This is a genomic window from Corallococcus exercitus, from assembly GCF_003611585.1.
Classification (GTDB): Bacteria; Myxococcota; Myxococcia; order Myxococcales; family Myxococcaceae; genus Corallococcus; species Corallococcus exercitus.
On record NZ_RAVW01000157.1, the window covers coordinates 1 to 20083 of the forward strand.

A 20083-nucleotide genomic window follows, 5' to 3' on the forward strand; every position below is an offset into this window, starting at 1 on the left:
GGGCGGGGCCGGAATGCTGGGGTCGGCGGAGGCGGTGCTCATGACGCGTGATTCCTTCCGTAGATGATGCGCAGCCCCTCCAGGGTGAGGAACTCATCCACCTCCTGGATGGCCTTCGATTCACTGGCCACCAGCGGGGCCAGGCCCCCGGTGGCCACCACTTTCGCGGAGAAGCCCATCTCCGCCTCCATGCGCGCGCACATGCCGTCCACCATGCTCACGTAGCCGTGGACCAGCCCGGACTGCATGGAGTGCACGGTGTTGCGGCCCACCACGTGCGGCGGGCGCGCGAACTCCACGCGAGGCAGCTTGGAGGCGTTCTGGAACAGGGCCTCCATGGAGATGTTGATGCCGGGGCAGATGGCGCCGCCCAGGTACTCGCCCTTGGGCGTCACCGCGTCCAGCGTCGTCGCGGTGCCGAAGTCCACCACGATGAGGCCGCGGTGGTGCTTCTCGTAGGCGGCCACCGCGTTGACGATGCGGTCCGCGCCCACCTCGCGCGGGTTGTCGTAGAGGATGGGCATGCCCGTCTTCACGCCCGGGCCCACGAACATGGGGCGCGTCTTGAAGTAGCGCTCGCTCATCTTCTCCAGGATGAACTGGAGCGGCGGCACCACGCTGGACACGGCCACGGCCTTCACCTGGTTCGCGTCGATGCCGCTCCACGAGAAGAGCTGGCGCACGACGATGCCGTACTCGTCCGCGCTCCTGCGGGCGCTCGTCTCCAGGCGCCAGTGGTCCAGCAGCCGCCGGCCCTCGTACACGCCCAGGACGGTGTTGGTGTTGCCGACGTCGATGGCCAGGAGCATCGCTTGCGCACTCTAGCGCTGGGGGCGCAGCTGCTCCACGTCCCCCGCCAGCACGCGCTCCACGCGGCCGTCCGCCATGCGAACCATGAGGGCGCCCGTGGGGTCGATGTCCTCCGCGAACCCCTCCCAGTCCCCCCGGTCCGTCCGCACCCGGACGGGCACCCCCAGGGTGCTGGAGAGCGCCTTCCACCGGGTGCGCACCGCGTCGAAGCCGGTGGCCAGGTACGTGTCCAGCCAGGTCTCCAGCCGGGTCCACAGGGCCGCGGCGAAGGGCGCGCGGGCCACGGGCCGCCCCAGCGCCAGGGCGAGCGACGTCGCCGTGGCGCGCAGCTCCTCCGGGAAGTGCTCCTCCCCGGAGTTGAGGTTCACGCCCACGCCCACGATGACGAAGTGCACGCGCTCGGGTTCGGCGGACAGCTCCGTGAGGATGCCGGCCACCTTCCGGCCGGAAATCTGGACGTCATTGGGCCACTTGATGGCGGCGTCGGCGCCCGCCTCGCGCAGCGTCTCCGCCAGGGCCACGGCGGCCACCAGGGTCAGCTCCGGCGCGCGCTGCGGGGGCAATTCCGGGCGCAGGATGGCGGAGAAGTACAGGTTGAGGTTCGGCGGCGACACCCAGGCCCGGCCCCGGCGCCCCTTCCCCGCCGTCTGCTGCTCGGCCACGACGACCGTGCCGTGCGCGGCGCCGTCCTGGGCCAGCCGGAAGGCCGCCGCGTTGGTGGAGCCGATGGTGTCGTGGTGATGCAGCACACGGCCCACCGCGCGCGTGGCGAGCAGCGGGTGGACCTCCAGCGCGGAGAGCCGGTCCGGCCGGCCCACCAGCCGGTAGCCCTTCGCGGGCACGGCTTCGATGCGGTAGCCCTTCAGGCGCAGGGCCTCCACGTGCTTCCACACCGCCGTGCGCGACAGGCCCAGCCGGGTGGACAGCGCCTCGCCGGAGATGAAGCCCTCCCCGCCCTCGGCGAGGAAGTTCAGGATGCGCGCGTCCTGCGTGAGCTCGGTCGTCTCCACGAGAGCGGGCCGGTTCAGTCCTGCGCGGGCGCGGCAGGCGTCTTCGCGGCGCCGGCGCCATCCGCCTTGTAGGAGATGAGCTCCAGCTCCGTCTGCGGCACGCGCTTGCCCTCGTGCTCCGTGGCCACGTCCACGCGGACCAGGCCCACGCCCGCGGCGAAGGTCATCGTGTTCACGAGCGTCGTCTGCGCGTCCACCTTGTTGCGGCCCTCCACGCTCACGCAGTTGGGGAAGGAGCCCGCGGGCACCTTGCAGGCGAAGCCCACCTGCACCAGCTGGTAGCGCTCCGTGGAGGACACGGAGACGACGTTGTTCCAGCCGCGCCCGGCCTCCAGCGGGCCGCGCAGCAGGTAGCGCTTGGGGTCGCGCAGGCCGTAGGCATCCACCGTGAGCTGGCCACCCTGGTTGTCCACGAAGTACCCGTCCTGCTCCTTGACGATCTCCACCGTGACGGGTTTGTCGTCGCGGCCGTCAATGCGGTACGTCCACGCGTTGCCCACGGCCAGCGGGTAGTACTGGGCGATGGACTCGGGCGAGGTGCGCGCGTCCGCTTCGACGCGCTTCGCGCAGCCGGAGCCCACCAGCGTGGAGGCCAGGAGGGCCAGGCCCCCCACCATCGACAGCGATTGCTTCAGGGACGACTGCTTCATGCGCTAGGGGTCCGCGTGGCTCTGGCCACGCGCCTCCGCGGTTGCGTGGTTGCGTGATGCGTAGAGCGTGTCCAACGCCTGCTGCGCGGCGGCCTGCACCGACGGCGTGTCGTGGCCCTGGGCCACCGTGTAGAGGTACGCCTCCGCCTCCGGGCCGCCAATCTCGCCCACCGCGAAGACGATCTCCTGCAGGAAGCCCGAGTCGCGGCCGCGCGCCAGGTCGATGAGCGCCGGCACCGCGCTCTTCGCCTTCATCTCCGCCAGCGCGCCGATGGTGCGGCGCACCTGCTCCGCGTCGCTGGTGTCCTTGAGGCGCTCAATCAAGAGCGGCGCGGCGGCCGGGTGCTTGCGCTCGGCCAGCGTCCGGAGGGCGAACTCGCGGACGCGCGAGTCGGTGGCCTGGAGGTCCGCCACCAGCGCCTCGTCCGCGCGGTCCAACGCGGCGAGCTGCAGCACCGCGGACTCCGTCACCTGCCGCAGCACGCTCTCCAGCGCGGCGCGCATGGCCGTCCGCCGCCCCTCCGCCGACTCCTCCTCCACGGCCGCCTCGCCCAGGCCCACGACCTCGTAGCGCTGGGGCGTGTTGCCGCCGAAGCGCTCCAGGGACAGGTTGGCGCCCACCTCCGCGAAGCTGTGGGGGTTGCCGTCCTTCAGCACCTCGCGGGTGAAGGGCACCTCCAGCGAGAGGCGCCAGGGACGGGCCTTCTTGGGGAGCTCGTCACCCACCAGTTCGAAGCGGCCGGAGGACTCCAGCGCGTCGTCGAACAGGTCCCGCACGCCCTCCGGACCGAAACCCAGGAGGGCGTTGTCCCGCAGGGTGTCCCCGGCCAGCTCCACCGGCGCCACCGGATAGCGCGGGGCCTGCGAGCGGCAGGCCCCGAGGAACAGCACGCAGGAGGTAAGCAGCAGGGCCGGCTTCATGGCCCCCCCAGGCTAACACTCCCGCGTCCACCGCACCTGATTCCGTGCGGGGGATCAGCCCTCCTTGTTGCCCTCGGACGAGCCATCCGTCCCGGGGGCCACCGGCGCCTCGTGCACCTCGCGGGCCTCGCGGACTTCCGCGGGCTGCGAGGACGCCTCGGCGGTGGCTTCTTCCGGAGGCAGCGCCTGCCCCGCGACCGGGGTCACCGCATCGGACGCGGCGTGGGCGGCATCGGCCCGTGCCCGCGCGGCTTCGTCGGACTCCGGCGGGGCCTGCACCGCTTCGCCCGCCTGCCAGACGTTGCCCACTGCGGGCGGCGTGGCGGCGGCCTCCCCGTGCGCAGGGCTGGCGGACGCGTCCGTCGCCGGCAGGGCCTCACCCGCGAGCGCGACCTGCTCACCGGTGACGCTTCCCCCCGGCGACGGCGCGGTGATGGCACCCGAGCCTTCACCGGAGGCGACCGCTGGCGTTGCCCCGTTCTGATCCGCGCTGGCACCGGCTTCACCCGGAGCGGCACCAGCTTCGCCCGTGGGCGAGCCATCCGCTCCGCGCGTGCCACGGCCGCGACGGCCCCGGCGACGGCGGCGGCGGCGCTTGCGCTCGGAGGCGTTGGCCTCGGCGGAGCCGGCTTCGGCGCCCTCCTTGGCTCCACCCACGAAGGCGCTGGCGGCCTCCAGGTCCTCGTCCTCACCCTCGTCGTCGCCCTCCTCGGACTCGTCCTCCTCCGACGTGGGCGTGAACCCGGCGGCGGCCGGCGGCACGGGGGCCACCGGCGAGGCCTTGGCCTCGGAGCCCTCGGTGCCGGTCTGGGCGGCGTCGCGGGCCTCGGCCCGTTCGCGCTGACGGTCGCGGCGGCGCTCGGCGCGCTCCGCACGGTCACCGCGCTCGGGACGCTCCGGGCGCTCCGGCTTTTCGGTGGTGGCGGCGACCTCCACCTCGCCACCGCCCTCCTCGCGGGCCTGCTTCTCGCTCTTGCGCTCCTCGCGGCGGCGCTGGGCCTCCTCGGCGTCCAGCTTCGCGGCCTCGAAGAAGCGCTCGTCGATGTCGTACAGCTCCACCTGGGTGACGGTGACGGCGGTCTTCGCCTCCAGGAACTTCTCGCCCAGGGCATCCCCGCACCACAGCATCACCAGCGAGCCACTGGCCTGCGCCTCGGAGCGCGCGTCGCCGCGCACCTCGCCCGCGCTCACCAGCAGGCCCACCTGCGCCGAGTAGTGGCCCAGGTCCCTGCGCAGCTCCTGCACCGTCTTGCGGTCGACGCCCGGCATGCCCTTGAGCATGCGCACCGCGTAGCGCAGCTCCACGCTGCCCTCGCGCTTGCGCGCCGTGAGCAGGGGGCCTTCCTTGGAGCGCTTGGCGACCTTCAGCTCGCGGAAGCCCAGCCCGTGCATCCTCTTCACGACGGACTTCTCGAAGGTGCCCACGTCCGCGTCGCCCAGGCGCTTGCGCAGCCCGCGAGCGACCGCCCGGCGCGCGTCCTTGAGGGCCGTGCGCGCGGTGGTGATGAGGGCCTCGTCCACCAGCGGCTCCCCGGCGGCGGCGGGCTTGCCCAGCACCGGGCGGCCCCCCTCCAGCGGGATGCCCAGGGCCTGCGCGAAGGCGGCCTGGAGCTCCAGGGGCGGCGCCTCGCTCGGCGCGCCCGCGCGCTCCAGGGACACCTCTCCGGTCTCCTGGTTGAAGGCGTACTGGGGCCGGCGGCCCGCGTCGATGCGGCGCTGGTTGTCCTCCAGCAGGGCGGTGAGCACCGCCTCCACCGTGGTCTCCTCGGCGCACAGCTCCTTCGCCTTGGCGCGCTCGATGAGCTGATCCGTGCGCAGCCCGGCTTCCGCCTCGCTGAGGATCTCGAACACGACCTCCGGCAGCGGCGGGAAGCGCTTGCGGCGTCCACCCCGCTCCTCGTCGCCCTCGTCCCGGCGGCGCTTGCGCTCCGTGCCCCGGCCCGACGCGCGGACGTTGTCCGTGCGAGGCTCCGGGTGGCGCTCCACCGGCCGCAGCGGAGGAAGCTCCTCCTCCGGATGCGGCTCCATCACGCCCGTCTGTGCAAGTGCCTCGACGTCCTCGGAGAGCGACCAGTCCGTCAGCGCGAAGGTATCCTTCGCCGTGACGATCACCTTGCGATCCCGCGTCCTCCGCGCCATGGCAGCCAGCCGCGACAGCATCGTCACTTCGGGCGTCTTGCCAATGTGGGACAGCAGGCTCAGCTGGATGGACTTCTCCGTGATTTCAAGGAAATGCAGGGGGCGACCTTCGCTCTCCAGTACCCTGAGCGCGGCCTCGTAAAATGTCATCGAGTATTCCCCAAGAATTCCGAACGGTTACAAAAATGTAGGTCCGTATGGGCGGCGGATGCTAGCCACCGCTAAACTTGCTTGTCAACGAATGTCAATGACCCGGCTCCGCATCGGACACCATTGGAAGCGCGAACCGTCAGCTTCCCCGCTCGATTCCATCGCGCTGGAACTCGACGGCGTGAACCTGCTGTCCGGGGCGGTGGAGGAGCCCCTGGCGGAGGTCGTCCCCGCGCTGGTGGAGGCGGTGGCGGCCCTGCACGCGGGGAAGCGGCGGCTGGCGCAGGTGTCGCTGACGGAGGCACACCTGGAGTTGGTGTTGCGGCGCGTCGGGCCGGACATCGAGCTGTCGGTGGCCAGCCTCGCCCGGCCCGCCCACCTCTTGCGCCCGCCCATCCGGGTGGACGCCGAGGAGCTGACGAAGGCCACGCGCCAGAGCGGCCAGCGCTTCCTCCTGGACGTGACGAAGCTCGCGCCCAGGGCCCTGTCCGCCGCGGCCGCGCGGAAGCTGGGCGAGGCGCTCAAGGGGCTGGGCAAGGCCGCCCCGCACGCGGAAGGGCCGCCCGTCGCCCCCACCCCGCTTCGGATTGAGCCCGTCTCCGTGCCGGGGTTCGGCTTCGAGCTGAAGGACATCTCCCCCGCCGCGCGGGAGACGCCGTCGAAGGGCACCTCCGGGGCGCTGGCGCCGCTGCTGGGCGCGGGCGAGGTGTGGCTGGCGCTGCCCGGACGGCCGCAGGCGTGGCGCGCGCAGGGGCCGCCGTTCCTCACGGTGCTGGAGCTGTCCCGGCAGGCCGTGGAGCTGGCGCGGGCCGTGGAGCTGGGCGAGGCCCGCTTCGAGTTCGAGCCCGCGGGCGTGCGCCCCCTGCTGACGCTGGACCTCCCCGGACGGCGGGCGAAGCTGGGGCCCACCGGGGCCTGGTTCGAGCTGGAGCCCGCGGAGCTGCTGTCCGCCCTCTTCCAGCTGGGCGAGGCGCTGGGGCTGGCGTTCGCGGAGGCGCACCGGGTCCAGGCCTCCAACCCGTACCTCGTGGAGCTGGCGGAGCGCTGCCGCGAGGGACTGTCGCACCTGCGGGGGGCCCACAAGCCGCCCGAGGCCGAGGGCGAGGCCCGCGAGCGCAAGAGCCCGCCCGCGCGCGCCGAGTCCCGTCCGCTGAAGGTGCCTGGCAAGCTCAAGCGTCTGCGCTTCGAGAAGCTGTGGGAGCAGCGCGGGCTGGAGGAGCCGGAGGACGCGCGGCTGCTGTTGGGCCGGCACGGACCGGTGTACTGCGCGCCGGGGCTCGCGGGCGCGTTCTCACGCAAGGACGGCGCGCTCCTGTGGCGGCGGGCCGCGTCGCTGGGCGTGGCGGCGTCCGCGGATGGCCACGCGGTGGCGGCGGACGGGACGCGCGTGTACGGCTTCACCGGCCGGGGCGCGGGCGCGCGGTGGCTGCACGACCATGACGGCATCCCCCTGGGACCGCTGCTCCTGCGCCAGGACGGGCTGCTCTTGACGCTGTCGGAGGACCGCACGGCGGTGGCCTTCGCGGAGGCCTCGGGCCGCGAGGTGTGGCGCCTGGCCCCGCCGCGCACGCAGCGCGGATGGCTGGCCACGCAGGGACACCGGGCGCTCCTGTCCACGGACTCGGGCTACCTGTACGGCCTGGACCTGGAGGACGGTCAGGTGCGCTACCGGCTGCGCTCACCGCTGCCCTTCCATGGGCCTCCGGTGGCATGGGGCCGGCGCTTCCTGGCGCTCCTGGGACGCGGCTCGCATCACGCGCTGCTGCTGGCGGACGCGCACACCGGCGAGGCGCAGTGGACGTTCGAGCCGGGCCTCACCCTGCCCTCCACGCCGCTGCCGGTGGGCCAGCGCGTGCTACTGGCCGGGATGCGCGACCAGGACGGGTTCCTGGTGTGTCTGGACGCGCGCGGGCGCAAGGTCTGGGAGCGAGCGCTGCACCTGGGGCCCGGGCCCTACGCGTTGGCGCCGCTGCCGCGCGCGGTGGTGGTGACGAGCGCGTCCGGGGCCGCCGCCCGCGTGGCCCTGTCCGGACAGGTGGACTGGCACGTGGGGGCCGCGGGCGAGCCGCTGATCACCGCGCTGCCCGCGCGCACCGCCCGCGACGTGACCCTCATCGCGGGAGAGGTGGTGCGCGCGGTGGATCCTCGCGGCGGACAGGTGCTCGCGGAGGTGAGCGCGGGGGTGGGGCTCGTCGCGCTCCAGGCCGACGTGCGCCTCAACCTGTACTTCCTGGACGACGCCGGCACGCTGTCCGCGTACCGGCTGGGGTCGCACTTCGCCGTGGTGAAGTAGGCGCTACTCCGCCTTCTTCGGAGCCACGAGGGGCTATTCGCCCTTCTTCGGAGCCACGAAGGGCTATTCGCCCTTCTTGGCGGAGGCCTTGGCCGGGTCGATCTCCTCCTCCGGCCGCTCCTCCTGCGTGGCGCCTTCCCACGTCTCGTTGGCGCCCAGCTTCCACTCCGACGGCACGTCCAGCTTCCACACGTAGGTGGCGTTGGCGTTGCCGCCGGACGGCGCGTGCGAGGCGACGTTGATGGTCATCTCCAGCTTCGCCACGTCCGCGGGCAGCAGGTCCAGGTCGTAGTGGCCCAGCACCATCTGCGGGGGGAACTCCGCGATGAGGCGCTCCGGGTAGTCGATCTTCATCGACGGATCCGCGCCGCGCATCTCGCCCAGGAGCTTGCCCTTCGCGTCGGTGAGCTTCCACACCGTGTCGAACGCGGCGCTGGTGACCATCTTCTTCACCTTGCCCTCGTCCTTCTCCACGCGCTGCGCGCCCCAGAGCACCAGCTGCAGGCGGATCTGCGGCTTGCCCATCACCATCACCACGTCGTTGGACACCACGTCCAGGCGCATGCCCTTGTCCGTGGCGGTCCACACCGGGCGGTAGCGGCCCTCGTGCAGGGCGTCGAACTGCTTGCGCGCGTACTCGTAGAAGGCCTTGCGGTCTCCAGCGCGGTTGTCCTTCTTCTCTCCGCCCGACGCCTCGCGCTGCTCCAGCTCCGCCAGGTAGCTGTCGAACTTCTTGTTGCCGTGGAAGCGGTCCAGGTGGCCGTCGACGTCGTCGAAGTACGCCTTGAAGAAGGACTTCAGCTCGTCCCGGTAGGACGCCTCATCCGGGTTGGTGCGCATCCAGCCCACGCGCTCCAGGTAGACGGACTGGATGCGGCGGAAGTCCGCGTCCCGCTCCGCCTCCAGTGCCCGGGCGGAGGCAGTGCGGTGACTCGCCACCGCGGCGACGATCACCAGGGCGATGACAACGATGATTCCGAAGTAGCGCTTCAAGCGACAGGCTCCTGTGCGTTCGGGCAGGCAATGATATGAGCCGCATCATCGTGCCCCAGGCCGAGGGAATCCACCTGTTCACCGTGCCCCTTCCGCTGGAGGAAGGAGAGCTGCTGGGAAGCCCCCAGATTGCCTGGCAGGCCTTCGGGAAACCGTCTGATGGCAAAGCGGTGGTGGTGCTGCACGACCTGTCCCATTCCCACCAGGCCTTGAGCACGGAAGTGAACGGTGCGTTCCAACCTTCGGGCTGGGGTCGCGAGCTGATCGGCCCGGGCAAGGCGCTGGATCCGGAGGTGACGCCGGTCATCGTGCCCAATCTGCTGGGCAGCCCGTTCGGCTCCACGTCGCCGGTGACGCCGGATCCGCACAGCGGGGCGCCGTGGGGCACGGCGATGCCGCCCATCACCGTGCTGGACATGGCGCGCGGCGTGTCCGCGCTGCTGAAGGCCCTGGGGCTCACGCACGTGCGGGCGCTGGTGGGCGTGGGCCTGGGCGGGCTCGTCGCGCTGCGGCTCGCGGCGCTGTTCCCGGAGCTGGCGGACGGCGTGGTGGTGCTGGGCGCGGCGCGGGCCTTGCCGGAGGGGCTGCGCGAGAAGCTGGGCCTCACGTCGCAGGTGCTGCGCATGGCGCCCGACAACGAGGACACCCCGCCCCTGCGCGAGCGCGCGCCGAACCGGACGCTGGCGCGGCTGCGGCTGGACTACCTCAAGCTGCTCTACGGGCGTGACCACCTGGGCACGGCGTATCCGGACAGCGCGGCGGCGCAGGCGGCGCTGGAGGCGGAGGCCGCGTCGTTCGCGGACACGTTCGACCCGGTGGCGTGGTCGATGCTCTGCTCCGCGTACGCGGGCTGCGACCTGACGGAGACGTTCTCGCGGATCCGCGCGCGGGTGCTGCTGCTCGCGGGCGCGACGGACGCGCTGGCACCGGCGGGCCGCGTGCGGGACACGTACCACCAGCTGACGGCGGCGGGCGTGCAGGCACGGTTCGTGGAGCTGCAGGGGCCGGGAGACCACGGCACCCTGCTGGCGGACGCGCACCGGCTCAAGGGACCGGTGCAGGACTTCCTGCGCTGGCTTCGCGGCTGACTAGCGCTGCGACTGGTGCTGGGTGGCGAGCCGCGCCCGGAGCGCGCCCACGAGCATCCCGATGGCGATGTCGTTGTTGCCGCCGTGCGGGATGATGATGTCCGCGTGGTGCTTGGACGGCTCCACGAAGCCCATGTGCATGGGGCGCACGTGGCGCAGGTACTGGCCCACCACGTGGTCGAAGTCGCGGCCGCGGTCCTTGATGTCGCGGGTGAGGCGGCGAAGGATGCGCAGGTCGTCGTCCGCGTCGACGTAGATCTTCACGTCCATCACGTCGCGCACTTCCTTCATGTGCAGCACGAGGATGCCCTCGATGAGGATGATGTCCCCGGGGTCCACGCGGTGCGTGTGCGGCTGGCGGCCGGACGTCACGAAGTCGTAGACGGGCTTCTGGATGGCGTGGCCCTGCTTGAGCGCGCGCAGGTGGCTGACCAGCAGCTCCGTGTCGAACGCGTCGGGATGGTCGAAGTTCACCTCCCGCCGGTCCACCAGGGGCATGTCCTTCAGGTCCCGGTAGTACGAATCCTGATCAATGAAGGCGACCCGGCAGTCGGCGAGGGCCTCACGCACCTTGCGGGCCACCGTGGTCTTGCCGGATGCGGTGCCGCCCGCGATGCCAACGACGAGGGGTGACGACATGCGGCGGGCAGTACCCCACCAGACAGGTGGGCGCAAGGGTCCGTTGACTCCCAGACACCGCGCGTTGCTTATGCCCGCCGCAAGAGCCCGCGCGCCTGCCCTTCCGCGAGCAGCCACGCGGGCAGGTCCTCCACCGGACGCGGGCCGTCCGCGAGCCCCTGGAGCCCCGCGGCCACCTCGGGCGGCAGCGTCAGGACCTCGAAGCCCGTCCCCTTGCGGCGGATGGCGAAGCGCCACGGGCCCGGGCCCGGCCGGGCCGCCACCTGCGCCAGGGCCTCCAGGCCGGACACCTCCAGGGCCCCGCAGGCCCACGCACGGCCGGTGAGGTGGCGCCGCAACGCCCGTGAGGCGAAGACGAGCTCCGTCAGGTCCGCGGGGAAGGCGCCCAGGCGGACGTCCTCGGCCAGCGCCACCTGGCCCGGGCCGGGGGCCGGGGGCTCCTGGAGGAAGGCGTGCGGCAGCATCATCTCCAGCGACAGCGCGGCGGCCACCCCGTCCGACGGCGCGGCCATCACGCGCTTGCGCGCCCAGGACGCGAAGGCGTGGGACAGCGACCTGCCCAGCCCGTCGAAGAGGCCGCGGTACTCGCGCGAGCGGGTGAAGGACTCCAGCCCCTCCGGCGTCGCCGCGAGCAAGAGGCGCGTCAGGGGCCAGTCCCTGTCCAGCTGCTCGGCCACCACCGCCAGCCGGAAGTCCCGGTCCGCGCGCGTGCCCTCGGGGTCCGCGTCCTCCGTGGCCGGCGTGACGCCGTGGCCCGCGTCGAACAGCGCCCACGGGCGGCTCTCCCCGGTGAGCGCGGGCACGGGCTCGCGCGACGCGGGGAAGGCGATGGCGGGCCGGGACTCCTTCGGGACGAGCGCGCGCAGCCGCCGCAGCGACGCGAGCGCCACCTCCGGCGGATGGCCGTCGCCCTCGAAGGTGACGGCGCGCAGGCGCGGGCAGCGCGGGAGCACCTCCGCCAGCAGCTCGAACAGCTCCTCGCGCACGGGCTGCGTGTGGTCATCCACGTAGAAGGTCCGCCCTCCCCTGCGCGTCACCACGCCGCCCGCGATGTGGATCTCCATCACCTGCTCCAACGGGAAGCCGTCCAGGCCCGTGCGCAGGGGCAGCCCCGCGGAGAGCTGGTGGCTGAAGAGGTGGCCCAGGTCCAGGAGCAGCGGCAGGCCCGTGCGCGCGTGCAGCTTCGCCATGAAGTCCAGCGCGTGCAGGCCGCCGCGCGTGGCGAGGACGGCGGGGTTCTCGATCACCAGCGGCACGCTCAAGCCCGCCTGGATGTGGAGCGCGTGCGCCGCGCTGTCCCGCACGCCCGCTTCGTTGAACGGTGGCGTGACGTAGAGGTAGCCCGGGAAGGGCTGGCCTCCCGCGTGCCACCAGCCCACGTCGTTGCCCACCCATGGACTGCCCACCGCGCGCGCATGCGCGTCCAGCTGCGCGAGCGCGGACGCGGGCTCCAGCTCCGGGCCCCACAGGTTCAGGTGCACGGGATGGAAGAGGACCGGCACCTCCGAGCGCCGGCGCCACATCTCCGGAAAGAGCGTGGCCTGCGCCTTGGCCTCTTCCAGCGCGATGGGCGCGCTGTACTCCACGAAGTCGAAGAGGCCGGGCGAGGCGTCGAGCAACCGGTACGGATGCGGCACGTCCGAGGCGCTCAGGTTGCTGCTCAGCCCCAGCCCCATCCAGGGCAGTGACCACGAATCCGATGCAGGGCGCGTCATGGGCACACCCTAACCAGCCCGCCTCCGGGTGGCGCTAGCCTTGTGGGGGCGGCCGCTCCAGACGCACGTCCTGGACCGTCAGCACCCGGCCGTCCGCCGCGCGCACCTCCAGCGGCTTCACCGGCTGCCCGTGCGCCTTGTCGAGCACCCGGGTGCGCGGCTCTCCCGCCTCGAAGCAGTGCTGCTGGCCCCACTGGCCCAACGCGACCAGGATGGGAAAGAGGCTCCTCCCCTTCTCCGTCAGCACGTACTCCTGCCAGGCGCTGCCGTCGGAGGCCGGCTGGGTTTCGAGGATCCCGTGCTCCACGAGGTGCCGCAGGCGCTGGGCCAGGATGTTCTTCGCCACGCCCAGGCTCTTCTGGAACTCACCGAAGCGGCGCAGGCCGGATTGCGCGTCGCGCACGATGAGCAGCGACCACCAGTCCCCGATGACGTCCAGGGACCGCGCCACCGGGCACATCACCCCTTCCATGCTCGTCCGCTTCATCGCCGCCTCCTTCCCATAACTGGTTGCATAACGAAACCAGGGCCTTTATTCATCCGGCGATTGGTTTCATGATGAAACCAATTCAGCGGGAGGCACTCAGATGCGGCTCAAGGGAAAGACGGCGCTGATCACGGGCGGCAACAGCGGCATCGGGCTGGCGACGGCGCGGCTGTTCGTGGCGGAGGGGGCTCGGGTGGCCATCACCGGGCGCAACCGGGAGACGCTGGACGCGGCGGTGAAGGAGCTGGGCGCGAACGTGCTGGCGGTGCAGGCGGACGCCACGGATCCGGCGGCGCTGGAGCGCGCGGTGGCGGCGACGGTGGAGCGGTTCGGCGGGCTGGACGTGGTGTTCGCGAACGCGGGCATCGCGGCGCAGACGTTCGTGGGGAAGACGACGCACGAGGCGTTCGCGTCCGTCCTCCAGACCAACGTCACCGGCGTGTTCTTCACGGTGCAGGCCGCGGCGGCGCACCTCAAGCCCGGCGCGTCGGTCATCCTCACCAGCTCGGTGCACAGTGAGCTGGGCATGCCGGGGTACTCGGCCTATGCCGCGAGCAAGGGCGCGCTGAAGGCGATGGCGAGCGTGCTGGCCGCGGAGCTCGCCCCCCGGGGCATCCGCGTCAACGTCGTGTCCCCCGGCGCGACGAACACGCCCATCTGGGAGAAGAACGCCCCCACGCCGGAGGCCTTCGCGAAGATGGAGCGCGGCATGTCCGCCACCATCCCCATGGGGCGCATGGGCCGGCCGGAAGAGATCGCGAGGACGGTGCTCTTTCTCGCATCCGAGGATGCGTCCTACGTGAGCGGCCAGGATCTGTTCGTCGACGGCGGCGTCAACGGCGCGGCATTGGGTGCGCCCTTGTTCCGCACGCCCCAGCCGGTTTGATACGGGCCGTCCTCTCTCCCCGGAGCCTCTCGATGACCTCCTCCCTCAAGCCCACCGCGGTCGTCGTGGGCGTCGGCGCTGAACAGGGCCTGGGCGCGGCCCTGTGCCGGAAGTTCGCCTTGGAAGGCCACCACGTGCTCGTCGCCGGACGCACGCGTCAGAAGCTGGACCGCGTGGTCGCGGGGCTCACCGCCGCCGGGGGCAGCGGCGAGGCGATCCTCACGGACGCGACGAAGGAGGCGGACGTCGCGCGGCTGTTCGACCGGGCCCTGTCTCCGGGGGAGGGCTTCGCCCCCGTGGACCTGGTCGTGTTCAACGCCGGCAACAACCGGCAGGTGCCCTTCCGCGACCTGGACGCCGCGACGTTCGAGGACTTCTGGCGGGTGGGCTGCTTCGGCGGCTTCCTCGTCGGACGCGAGGCGGCCCGGCGGCTGGTGCCCCTGGGCCGGGGCACCGTCCTCTTCACCGGCGCTTCGGCCAGCCTGAGGGGCCGGGCGGGCTTCGCGCAGTTCGCCGCCGCGAAGGCGGGCCTGCGGATGATCTCCCAGAGCATGGCGCGCGAGTTCGGCCCGCAGGGGCTGCACGTGGCGCACGTCCTCATCGACGGCGGCATCGATGGTGAGCGGCTGCACACGCTGGCCCCGGAGCGGGTGAAGGCGCTGGGCGAGGACGGGCTGCTCCACATCGACGCCATCGCGGAGACGTACTGGCAGCTGCACCGTCAGCACCGTTCCGCGTGGACACAGGAAGTGGACCTGCGGCCGTTCAAGGAATCGTTCTAGGGCCTCAGGTTTCTGAAGGCGCCTCAGCTTTCCGAGCGCGCGGACACCCCCGTGGGACGGCGTCTCGCAGAGGGAGCACGGCGATGGCATCGCCATTGCTCTGCTCGCGGGACACCTCGTCCTACGGAGTCGTCCATGAACACGAACCGGTTGCGGCATCTCTTCTCTCGCGCGCTGCGGGCCTCGCTCGCGACGCCGCTGGTGCTGGCGGGCTGTGGCACCGGGAGCACGACCCTGACGGGGTACTCGAACGTCGAGTGCACGCCACAAGGGGTACCCGCCATCGACGACCTGAGCATCCAGCCGGCGCAGGACTACGTCGCGCTTCGCCAGGTCACGAGCTACGGCGGTGAGGGGCCGGCAACCTACGAGACGCGGGTCTCCATCGGAGAAGCGTGCGCGACCGCCACCAACGTGTCCGCCTGTCAGACCTCCCTGGCCGAGGCGCGCTCCAGCGACGGCTTCAATGACGCGTGCATCCAGGCCTGCTCGAAATACTTCCTGGCGACGACTCGTGGCGACGAGGTGAAGACGTGGTCGACGCTGGAGTCGCTCCAGCAGTTGATCGGCACCGTGGACACCGCGCAGGACGCGGCGCTCCTCACCTTCGCCGCGGGCTACAGCCTGAGCTGCGACACGCTGGAGCGGGGGGCGGTGAAGCGGAACAAGGATGGCAGCTTCAACGTCGTCGGCACGAAGGGCTTCGCGTGCGGCGAGGGCTCCGACCTGACGCAGCACGTGGTCCGGGTGTCCGCCGACGGCAAGCTCAACGAGGTGGAGGACCACGTACTGGAGAAGGGCACCGGGAGCTGCGCCGTGGGCCGCCGGCCCGTGGGACTCCATGGCACGGTCGCGGGCGGCTGCGAGGACGCGCTGGGGCACTACTTCGCCCAGACGGCGCACCTGGAGGCCGCGTCCATCCACGCCTTCCTGCGGCTGCGTGAGGAGCTGGCCCTGCACGGCGCGGAGGCAAGCCTCCAGGACGCGGCGCTCGCGAGCGCGGTGGACGAGGTCCTGCACACGGAGATGACGGGAAGGCTCGCGCGCCGCTTCGGGGCCACGCCTCCGCCGCCATCCGTCTCGGCCGTGCCGCCGCGTCCGCTGGACGCGGTGGCGCTGGACAACGCCGTGGAGGGGTGCGTGCGCGAGACGTACGGCGCGCTCGTGGCCCACCACCAGGCCCTGCACGCGCGCGACGCGGAGGTGCGAGAGGCCATGGTCCGCATCGCCGAGGACGAGACGCGGCACGCGGGCCTGTCGTGGGACATCGACCGGTGGGTGCGCTCGCGGCTGTCCGCTCCGGAGCAGGAGTCGCTGCGCGAGGCCCAGAAGCGCGCGGTGGCCCTGCTGCGCGCGGAGGTCGCGGTGCCGCTCGACGCCGCGCTCGTCACCGAGGCGGGGCTGCCCACGCCCGAGGTCGCGCTAGCGCTGCTCGACACGCTGGAGCAGGAGCTGTGGGCCTGAGCGTGCTGGGGCCGCGCGGGTTCGCGTGGCCCCTCGCGTTCACGCGCCGTTCGTGGGCTTGTTGCGCGTGGCGGCCTCGCGCGCGGCCTGGAGCACGTCGTCCACCGCGGACTCCACCGCGTCGCTGACCAGCTCCGGCGCGGAGGTGCGCCAGCGCTCCAGTGACGCTTCGTGCATCGCCTCCGGATCCTGGAGCCGCGCGTCCGTCTCCGGAGCCACTTCCGCGATGCAGTCCGGACACACGCCTTCGAGCGCCCGCGACCACACCTCCAGGTGCGTGGTGATGAGCACGCCCTCCATGGCCAGGGCCTCGCGCAGGCCCCGTTGGCCCGCGCCGCGCATCTGCGTCCCGTGCACGCGGTCCAGCATGCTCCGCATCCAGGAGGCCACCGCCTCCGGCTTCGGACAGGTCTGCCTGCCGCACACCCGGCACGTCGTCTGCCAGGGCTGTCCTTCCATGGGGTTCATCGCGGCCGGCTCCTCGCGCTCGGGTCGAGCCGTCGTTTAGCAGGGCCCCTCCCCTGGCGCACGTAGACGCGAGCCTCCGCGAATGCGGAGAATCCGACTCCCTTGACGCGTCTGGAGGCAGGCCCATGTCCCGAGCCGAGATCGACGAATCGCACGCGCAGTTCCGTGGAGCCTGGAGGCTGTTCGCGCTGGGCCTGCCCGGTGGGGAGGTCGTGGAGCGGGCGGACGTGTTCATCACCGCGGGCCACGTGACGTGGTCCCTGATGAACATGGCCTTCCTGACCCGGCCCGTGGAGACCGAAGCGGAGCTGGAGCGGGCGGTGGACTCGGCCGCGCGCTACTTCGCGCAGGGACCCCACGGCTGGGCCTTCACGCTGACGCCGGACTGGCTGTCCCCGCGGGTGCGTGAAAAAGCGGACGCGCTGCTCGCCTCGCGGGGGCTCAAGCCCGGGATGCTCACGACAGGCATGGTGGCGGACCGGCTGCGGGAGCCGGTGCGCCCCCTGGCGTCGCTGGACCTGCGGCCGGTGCGGGACGAATGGGGCCGCAATGCGATCGCGGACGTGAACTCCTCTAGCTACGACATGCCGCAGGCGATGGGGCGCGAAGCCCTGGCTGCCCCGGGCATCTACGGCCCCGAGTGCCGCGCCTTCGTCGGCTGTCACGACGGTGCTCCCGCGACGACCACGGCGGCGCTGCGCGTGGACGGCATCGTCTACATCGCGCTCGTGGCGACGCTCGCGGAGCACCGCCGGCAGGGCGCCGCGGAGACCGTGTTGCGCCACACGCTGGAGGAAGCGAAGCGCGCGTGGGGGCTGGAGCGCACGGTGCTGCATGCCACGGCCGCCGGCGCGCCCGTCTACCGCCGCATGGGCTACCGCGACGTGACGACGTTCTGCTCGTACTTCGCGCCCGCGAAGGAGGCGTGAGCGCTCGCTCGCGGCCCTGGGCCATCCAGGGCTCGAGCGCGGATCCGGAGTCGCGTGTCACATGGGGCTCCGGCTCGCATGACGGTGTTCCCGCGCTGGACGGGAACACCCGCGACCGGGAACAATCCGCGTCCCGATGGAGCCCCCCGCATCCCCTGAGCGCGCCGAGCCACGAGTCCCGGGTCCGCGCGCGGCGTGGGCCGTCGTGGGGGGCGCGCTCGGGCTGACGTGCCTGTTCTTCTACCGGGCCGTCTTCAGCGCGCAGGTCTTCACCGGGCGGGACATGCTGCTCGTCTACGCGCCGCTGCGCCGCTACTGGGCGGAGCGCGTGTCCCATGGCGACTTCCCGGGCTGGTATCCCTTCGACGGCCTGGGCCAGTCCTTCCCGGGGACGATGCTGTCCGCCGCGTTCCATCCCTCGCAGTGGCTGGGGCTCGTGCTGTCCACCGGCACGGCGATGAAGCTCACCGTGCTGCTGTGTCCGCCGCTCGCGCTCGTGGGCACGTACGCGCTCCTGCGCCTGTACGCGGTGCCTCGGGCCGGTGCGTTCTTCGCCGGACTCGCGTTCGCGTTCAGCGGCTACATGGTGAGCCTCACCAGCAGCCTCGCGTACCTGATGGCGGGCGCCACCCTGCCCTTCGCGCTCTGGGCCGCGGTCCGCTTCCTTCGGGAGGCCACGCCCGCCCGCGCCGCCGTCGCCGCGCTGGGTCTCGCAGGTGTGCTCCTGGCGGGAGACACCTGGGCCTATGCGTTCGCGAACGCGTTCGTGCTGTTCCTCGCGCTGACGGAAGGCGGGCCTCGCGCGGTCCTCGTGCGGCGGGGGTTGGGGCTGGTGGCCCTGGGCGCGGGAGTGGCCGCGCCGCAGTTGTTCGCGGGCGTGGCGGTGTTCGCGGGCGGTGCTCCGGGCGCGAGCTCCGTCGAGGACGCGCTGCGCTGGTCGGTGGATCCGCTCCGCCTGCCGGAGTTGCTGCTCGGGCCGTTCCTGGCGAACCCCACTGTGGAGCGCGCCGTGCCGGAGGAGATCGTCAAGCCGCTCCTGCACACCGGCGGCTTCTCCACGCTGTGGTCGGAGTCGCTGTTCATCGGCGTACCGGTGTTCGTGCTCGCCGTGGCGGGGCTGCGCTTCATCCCCTTCCGCCGCCAGGCTCCGTTCGTCGCGGCGTGGAGCGCGCTGCTCGCGCTGGCCCTGGGTTCCGCGCTGCCCTTCTACGCGCTGCTCTACCGCGTGCTGCCGCTGTGGCGGCCATTCCGGTATCCGGAGAAGCTGGTCGTGCATCTGTCCCTGGGCCTCGCGTTGCTCGCGGGGTTCGGATGGAAGGCCGTCGTGGCCTCGCCGGAGCGCATGCGGTGGACGGCTCGCGCGGCCGGGGTCCTCGCCGGGCTCCTGGCCCTCGTGGCACTCGCTGAACGCACGGCGGGCGCGTGGTCGCATGCGTTCGTGCTCGCGCGCTGGCCCCAGGTTCCCGCGGCGACACTGGACACGCTCTCCCATGCGTTCAGCACCGCGAGCTTCATCGCGGCGGGCCTCGCGGTGGGATGCGCGCTCGTCCTGCCGGGGCTCGCGGAGTCCCGTCCGCGCATGGCCGTGCTGATGGCGCTGCAACTGGGCGCGGCCTTCACGGCGAATGAGCCGCTCTCCATCCTCGGCACCGAGGAGCTGCTCGACAGCCCCCCGCCGTTCATCGAGACCGTGAAGGCCTGGGCCGACCGGACCGGGACCTCCGTTCCCCGCGTGGCGTCACGCATCCAGCGCTTCCGCCTGCCGCGCTTCGAAGGCTTCGAGTACCAGGACAGCGTCGCGCTCATGTCGCGGGCCATGCTGGCCCCGGACAGTCCCGCGCTGTGGGGAATCGGCACCGCGGAGGCCTACCTCCCCGCAGCGAGCCCACGCGTGCTGCATCTCCAGGACGCCACCCCCGGCCTCTTCACCGAGCTGTTGCCCGTCTACGGCGTGCGCTTCAGCGCCTACACCCCGGCGGATCACGACGCCCTGAAACACAAACCCGGCGTCATCGTGGCGAGGGACTCCGCCTTCGAGCTGCTGCTGGTGGAACACCCGGACGCCCGGCCACGCCTGTCCCTGGCGAAGCCCCGGTGCGTGCCGGATGCATCGGCGGCGCTCGACCTGCTGCGCGATGCGGCCTTCCGCGCCAGCGCGCAGGCCGCGGTGGAGTGCGGCGGCCTGGCCCTCGCCTCCGCCAGCAATGCGCCACCGGAAAGCCACCTCCGCGTCGAAGAGGACGCGCCCGAACACCTCGTCGTGAACGTGGACACCTCCGAGGACGCGGTGCTGCTGATCAACGACGCATGGCAGCCCGGCTGGACGGCGTTCCTCGACGGCGCCCCCACGCGCCTGCTCCCCGCCAACGTGGCGGTGCGCGCCGTGCCCACCCCTCGGGGCTCGCACCGCGTCGAGCTGCGCTACCGCACGCCGGGCGTGCTGCCGGGCGTCTGCCTCTGCGCCGTGACCTGCCTGGGACTCGCGGTGGCCGAGGCCCTGCGCCGCCGTTTTCCCCGGAAGACCGGTGCCCTCACCGGAGTTGGGAGCTGACCCCGCGCGGCAACCCCGCGCGGCGACTCCCGAAGGGTCATCCATTCAACGCTGCATGAATCCCACCCAGGGCCCCGGGGTTTGGACGGCCGTCCCCGCTGCCTAGCT

At 72.3% G+C, this 20083-nt stretch carries 17 protein-coding genes; 7 read left to right on the forward strand and 10 right to left on the reverse strand.

Annotated elements, in window-relative coordinates; genetic code table 11:
• Positions 1-38: 38 nt before the first annotated feature.
• The 5 genes from D7W79_RS20215 to D7W79_RS20235 are packed head-to-tail and all read right to left on the reverse strand — an operon-like array spanning position 39 to position 5680.
• The gene (locus D7W79_RS20215; RefSeq protein WP_120527023.1) at positions 39-809 is read right to left on the reverse strand and encodes a type III pantothenate kinase; all 771 of its coding nucleotides are present in this window, start codon (positions 807-809) and stop codon (positions 39-41) included.
• A gap of 12 nt (positions 810-821) precedes the next feature.
• Entirely contained in the window at positions 822-1820 is a 999-nt protein-coding gene (locus D7W79_RS20220; protein ID WP_120527024.1) for a biotin--[acetyl-CoA-carboxylase] ligase, read from the reverse strand.
• A gap of 14 nt (positions 1821-1834) precedes the next feature.
• Positions 1835-2470 carry a hypothetical protein gene (locus D7W79_RS20225; RefSeq protein WP_120527025.1) on the reverse strand — a complete coding sequence of 212 codons (636 nt, stop codon included), beginning with the start codon at positions 2468-2470 and terminating at the stop codon, positions 1835-1837.
• A 3-nt stretch (positions 2471-2473) separates the two neighbouring features.
• Positions 2474-3391 carry a HEAT repeat domain-containing protein gene (locus tag D7W79_RS20230; protein ID WP_120527026.1) on the reverse strand — a complete coding sequence of 306 codons (918 nt, stop codon included), beginning with the start codon at positions 3389-3391 and terminating at the stop codon, positions 2474-2476.
• A gap of 54 nt (positions 3392-3445) precedes the next feature.
• Positions 3446-5680 (reverse strand): HTH domain-containing protein, encoded by a 2235-nt coding sequence (locus tag D7W79_RS20235; RefSeq protein ID WP_244221868.1) that lies wholly within the window; start codon positions 5678-5680, stop codon positions 3446-3448.
• A gap of 97 nt (positions 5681-5777) precedes the next feature.
• Between D7W79_RS20235 and D7W79_RS20240 the strand changes: the two genes are divergently transcribed.
• Positions 5778-7973, forward strand: coding sequence for an outer membrane protein assembly factor BamB family protein (locus D7W79_RS20240; RefSeq protein ID WP_120527027.1), 2196 nt, complete (start codon positions 5778-5780; stop codon positions 7971-7973).
• A gap of 63 nt (positions 7974-8036) precedes the next feature.
• Here D7W79_RS20240 and D7W79_RS20245 read toward each other — a convergent pair whose 3' ends face one another.
• Complete coding sequence (locus D7W79_RS20245; RefSeq protein ID WP_208729780.1) at positions 8037-8966, reverse strand: hypothetical protein; 930 nt, start codon at positions 8964-8966, stop codon at positions 8037-8039.
• A gap of 35 nt (positions 8967-9001) precedes the next feature.
• Here D7W79_RS20245 and D7W79_RS20250 point away from each other — a divergent pair, with 35 nt between their 5' ends.
• Positions 9002-10054 carry an alpha/beta fold hydrolase gene (locus D7W79_RS20250; RefSeq protein WP_216627403.1) on the forward strand — a complete coding sequence of 351 codons (1053 nt, stop codon included), beginning with the start codon at positions 9002-9004 and terminating at the stop codon, positions 10052-10054.
• On the opposite strand, the gene udk is transcribed toward D7W79_RS20250, so the two are convergent.
• The 3 genes from udk to D7W79_RS20265 form a co-directional block, all read right to left on the reverse strand.
• The gene (gene udk, locus D7W79_RS20255) at positions 10055-10693 is read right to left on the reverse strand and encodes a uridine kinase (protein WP_120527029.1); all 639 of its coding nucleotides are present in this window, start codon (positions 10691-10693) and stop codon (positions 10055-10057) included.
• A 68-nt stretch (positions 10694-10761) separates the two neighbouring features.
• Positions 10762-12408 (reverse strand): MbnB/TglH/ChrH family RiPP precursor modification enzyme, encoded by a 1647-nt coding sequence (locus D7W79_RS20260; protein WP_120527030.1) that lies wholly within the window; start codon positions 12406-12408, stop codon positions 10762-10764.
• Positions 12409-12442: 34 nt separating this feature from the next.
• The gene (locus tag D7W79_RS20265) at positions 12443-12895 is read right to left on the reverse strand and encodes a winged helix-turn-helix transcriptional regulator (protein ID WP_120527031.1); all 453 of its coding nucleotides are present in this window, start codon (positions 12893-12895) and stop codon (positions 12443-12445) included.
• A 100-nt stretch (positions 12896-12995) separates the two neighbouring features.
• Here D7W79_RS20265 and D7W79_RS20270 point away from each other — a divergent pair, with 100 nt between their 5' ends.
• From D7W79_RS20270 to D7W79_RS20280, 3 genes are all read left to right on the forward strand, one after another.
• Positions 12996-13781 (forward strand): SDR family NAD(P)-dependent oxidoreductase, encoded by a 786-nt coding sequence (locus D7W79_RS20270; protein WP_120527032.1) that lies wholly within the window; start codon positions 12996-12998, stop codon positions 13779-13781.
• Between the two features lie 32 nt (positions 13782-13813).
• A complete protein-coding gene (locus D7W79_RS20275) occupies positions 13814-14563 on the forward strand; it encodes an SDR family NAD(P)-dependent oxidoreductase (RefSeq protein ID WP_120527033.1) in 750 nt (249 codons plus the stop codon).
• 135 nt (positions 14564-14698) lie between these two features.
• Positions 14699-16027, forward strand: coding sequence for a ferritin-like domain-containing protein (locus D7W79_RS20280; protein ID WP_120527034.1), 1329 nt, complete (start codon positions 14699-14701; stop codon positions 16025-16027).
• A gap of 39 nt (positions 16028-16066) precedes the next feature.
• Here D7W79_RS20280 and D7W79_RS20285 read toward each other — a convergent pair whose 3' ends face one another.
• The gene (locus D7W79_RS20285; RefSeq protein WP_120527035.1) at positions 16067-16495 is read right to left on the reverse strand and encodes a hypothetical protein; all 429 of its coding nucleotides are present in this window, start codon (positions 16493-16495) and stop codon (positions 16067-16069) included.
• A gap of 125 nt (positions 16496-16620) precedes the next feature.
• Here D7W79_RS20285 and D7W79_RS20290 point away from each other — a divergent pair, with 125 nt between their 5' ends.
• Together D7W79_RS20290 and D7W79_RS20295 are read left to right on the forward strand one after the other, a co-directional pair.
• Positions 16621-17424 carry a GNAT family N-acetyltransferase gene (locus tag D7W79_RS20290; protein ID WP_120527036.1) on the forward strand — a complete coding sequence of 268 codons (804 nt, stop codon included), beginning with the start codon at positions 16621-16623 and terminating at the stop codon, positions 17422-17424.
• A 136-nt stretch (positions 17425-17560) separates the two neighbouring features.
• Positions 17561-19975 carry a YfhO family protein gene (locus D7W79_RS20295; RefSeq protein WP_208729781.1) on the forward strand — a complete coding sequence of 805 codons (2415 nt, stop codon included), beginning with the start codon at positions 17561-17563 and terminating at the stop codon, positions 19973-19975.
• Positions 19976-20083 lie beyond the last annotated feature (108 nt).

Excerpts from the sequence above, each read along its gene's own strand:
- D7W79_RS20215 (WP_120527023.1), bottom strand. The coding sequence starts at position 809 with ATGCTCCTGGCCATCGACGTCGGCAACACCAACACCGTCCTGGGCGTG.
- D7W79_RS20225 (WP_120527025.1), bottom strand. The coding sequence starts at position 2,470 with ATGAAGCAGTCGTCCCTGAAGCAATCGCTGTCGATGGTGGGGGGCCTG.
- D7W79_RS20230 (WP_120527026.1), bottom strand. The coding sequence starts at position 3,391 with ATGAAGCCGGCCCTGCTGCTTACCTCCTGCGTGCTGTTCCTCGGGGCC.
- D7W79_RS20235 (WP_244221868.1), bottom strand. The coding sequence starts at position 5,680 with ATGACATTTTACGAGGCCGCGCTCAGGGTACTGGAGAGCGAAGGTCGC.
- D7W79_RS20240 (WP_120527027.1), top strand. The coding sequence starts at position 5,778 with ATGACCCGGCTCCGCATCGGACACCATTGGAAGCGCGAACCGTCAGCT.
- D7W79_RS20250 (WP_216627403.1), top strand. The coding sequence starts at position 9,002 with ATGAGCCGCATCATCGTGCCCCAGGCCGAGGGAATCCACCTGTTCACC.
- udk (WP_120527029.1), bottom strand. The coding sequence starts at position 10,693 with ATGTCGTCACCCCTCGTCGTTGGCATCGCGGGCGGCACCGCATCCGGC.
- D7W79_RS20260 (WP_120527030.1), bottom strand. The coding sequence starts at position 12,408 with ATGACGCGCCCTGCATCGGATTCGTGGTCACTGCCCTGGATGGGGCTG.
- D7W79_RS20265 (WP_120527031.1), bottom strand. The coding sequence starts at position 12,895 with ATGAAGCGGACGAGCATGGAAGGGGTGATGTGCCCGGTGGCGCGGTCC.
- D7W79_RS20270 (WP_120527032.1), top strand. The coding sequence starts at position 12,996 with ATGCGGCTCAAGGGAAAGACGGCGCTGATCACGGGCGGCAACAGCGGC.
- D7W79_RS20275 (WP_120527033.1), top strand. The coding sequence starts at position 13,814 with ATGACCTCCTCCCTCAAGCCCACCGCGGTCGTCGTGGGCGTCGGCGCT.
- D7W79_RS20280 (WP_120527034.1), top strand. The coding sequence starts at position 14,699 with ATGAACACGAACCGGTTGCGGCATCTCTTCTCTCGCGCGCTGCGGGCC.
- D7W79_RS20285 (WP_120527035.1), bottom strand. The coding sequence starts at position 16,495 with ATGAACCCCATGGAAGGACAGCCCTGGCAGACGACGTGCCGGGTGTGC.
- D7W79_RS20290 (WP_120527036.1), top strand. The coding sequence starts at position 16,621 with ATGTCCCGAGCCGAGATCGACGAATCGCACGCGCAGTTCCGTGGAGCC.
- D7W79_RS20295 (WP_208729781.1), top strand. The coding sequence starts at position 17,561 with ATGGAGCCCCCCGCATCCCCTGAGCGCGCCGAGCCACGAGTCCCGGGT.